Annotated in this window: 1 protein-coding gene; it reads right to left on the bottom strand. The window is 75.8% G+C overall.

What is annotated here, in order from left to right; translation table 11 throughout:
* Nucleotides 1–2,662 (bottom strand): Rne/Rng family ribonuclease (locus N866_RS18000; protein ID WP_155855471.1); only part of this gene is annotated, 2,662 nt, incomplete at both ends.

Here is a 2,662-nt window from a genome sequence, read left to right as displayed (position 1 = left end):
GGGTGCGTCCCCGCCCGACCCGTCCGTGCCGGCCGAGGCCGACGCGTCCGGTCCGGAGGGGGCCGACCCGTCACGGCTGCCGACGGCCCGCGCGAGCTGCTCGAGCTCGGGCAGCACCACGGCGCTGGCCTGCTCGTGCGGGTGCTCGTGCTCGTGCGCGTGGGCCGCCGCGGCGGCGATCGTCGCCAGGGTGGCCTTGACCGCCTCCCGGGCCTCCGGCAGCACGGGCACGGTGACGGCCGGAGCGGCGGACCCGCCGCCGCTCGTCCCGACGCCGCCCTTCTTGCGGCGGGAGCGCTTGGCGTCGCCCTGCGGCTCCGGCGCGGGCTCCGCGCCGCCGCTGCGCTCCACGGGAGCGCTGTGCACGACGAACCCGCGGCCGTTGCAGTGCTCGCAGGTCTCGCTGAAGGACTCCACGAGGCCCTGCCCCACCCGCTTGCGGGTCATCTGGACCAGGCCGAGGGACGTGACCTCCGCCACCTGGTGCTTGGTCCGGTCCCGGCCGAGGCACTCCACGAGCCGCCGCAGGACCAGGTCCCGGTTCGACTCGAGCACCATGTCGATGAAGTCGATGACGATGATGCCGCCGATGTCCCGCAGCCGGAGCTGCCGGACGATCTCCTCCGCCGCCTCGAGGTTGTTGCGGGTGACCGTCTCCTCGAGGGTCCCGCCGGCACCGGTGAACTTGCCGGTGTTGACGTCGATGACCGTCATGGCCTCGGTGCGGTCGATGACGAGCGAGCCGCCCGACGGCAGCCACACCTTGCGGTCCATGCCCTTGGCGAGCTGCTCGTCGACCCGGTGCTCGGCGAACACGTCGCCGGTGCCGGTGTACTTCGAGACGCGGTCGGCCAGATCCGGTGCCATGGCGGAGACGTACTCCTCGATCATGCTGTGGACGTCGTCGCCCTGGACCACGAGCGACCGGAAGTCGTCGTTGAAGATGTCCCGCACGACACGGATGGCCATGTCCGGCTCACCCTGCAGCAGCGCGGGCGCGGAGGCCGTCTTCGCCTTCTTCTCGATGGCGGCCCACTGCTCCTGCAGCCGCTGGACGTCGCGACGCAGCTCCTCGTCGCTCGCGCCCTCCGCCGCGGTGCGCACGATGACGCCGGCGTCGTCCGGCACGATCTCCTTGAGGAGCCGCTTGAGCCGGGCGCGCTCGGTGTCGGGGAGCTTGCGGGAGATGCCGGTCATGGCACCACCCGGCACGTACACGAGGTAGCGCCCCGCCAGGGTGACCTGGGAGGTCAGCCGGGCGCCCTTGTGGCCGATCGGGTCCTTGGTGACCTGCACCAGGACCGAGTCGCCCGACTTCAGCGCCTGCTCGATGCGCCGTGGCTGCCCCTCCATGCCGGCGGCGTCCCAGTTCACCTCGCCCGCGTACAGGACGGCGTTGCGGCCCTTGCCGACGTCGACGAACGCGGCCTCCATGCTCGGCAGCACGTTCTGCACGCGGCCGAGGTAGACGTTGCCCACCGTGGTCGCCGAGCCCCGGCTCCCCTGACCGGTCCGCGAGACGAAGTGCTCGACGAGCACGCCGTCCTCCAGGACCGCGATCTGCACCCGGCCGTCGTGCTCACGCACGACCATGGCGCGCTCGACGGCCTCCCGGCGAGCGAGGAACTCGGCCTCGGTGATGACGGTGCGGCGGCGGCCGGCGTCGCGGCCCTCCCGCCGGCGCTGGCGCTTGGCCTCGAGCCGGGTGGAACCCTTCAGGGCCGTCACCTCGTCGGACACGGGCCGGGCACGCCGGCTGGTGCGCTGCTCGGGCTCGGCGGCCTCGCCCGCGCCGTCGCCCCGTCCGCTGCGACGACGCCGCCGGCGACGCCGGCTCGTGCCGCTCGTCTCCTCCTCCGGCTCGTCGCGGTCCTCGTCCTCGGGACCGTCCGACACGCCCCGCTCGTCGTCGGAGTCCTGCCGGCGGGCCACCCGCTGACGGCCGCCGGCCGGGCGCACGTCGGCGTCGACCTCGTCGTCGCCCTCGTCGTCGTCCGCCTCGCCGTCCGTGCCGCCGTCCGGCCCGCCGTCACGGTCCGTGGGCCGGCTGCGGCGACCCCGCCCGCCGCGGCGGCGGCGGCGTCGGCGTCCGGCCTCGCGCTCCTCCTCGGTGCGCTCGTCCTCGGTGCGCTCGTCCGTGCCCTCGCCGTCCTCGGTCTCGTCCTCGTCGAGCTCGTCGGCGTCCGGCTCGGGCGCGGGGACGGCGGTCGGCAGGACGTCGTCCTGGGCCGCGACCGATTCCGTCCCGTCGGCCGTCTGCTCGCCGTCCTCCTCCGGGGCCCGCGGCGGACCCGCCGGGGCCTGGGCACGGCGCCGGCGCGGCCGCGACGTGGGGTCCGGGGCCTGGAACAGCAGCGCGGTCGCGGGGCGGCGCGGCGCCTCCTCCTCGTCCGACGTCGCGGGCGCGCTGCGCGGCCCGCCCAGCTCCGCCAGGACGTCCAGGGCACCCGGGACGGCCTCCGTACCGGACTCCGGCTGCGTGTCCTGCTCGGGCGTCTGCGCCGCCCCGGCACGCGACCGGCTCCCCCGACGCGAGCGGGACCGGGCGGGCGTCTCCTCGCCGTCGGACGCGGACACCGCCCCCTGCTGCACCGGGGTGCCGGGCTCCGCCGGCTCGGTCGTCGGCGCGCCGGCGGCCTCGACGGTCGTCGCGTCGTCCGCG

Origin of the sequence: Actinotalea ferrariae CF5-4, from assembly GCF_000603945.1 — a bacterium.
Taxonomy (GTDB): domain Bacteria; phylum Actinomycetota; class Actinomycetes; order Actinomycetales; family Cellulomonadaceae; genus Actinotalea; species Actinotalea ferrariae.
This window is presented reverse-complemented; position numbering and strand designations above follow the sequence as displayed.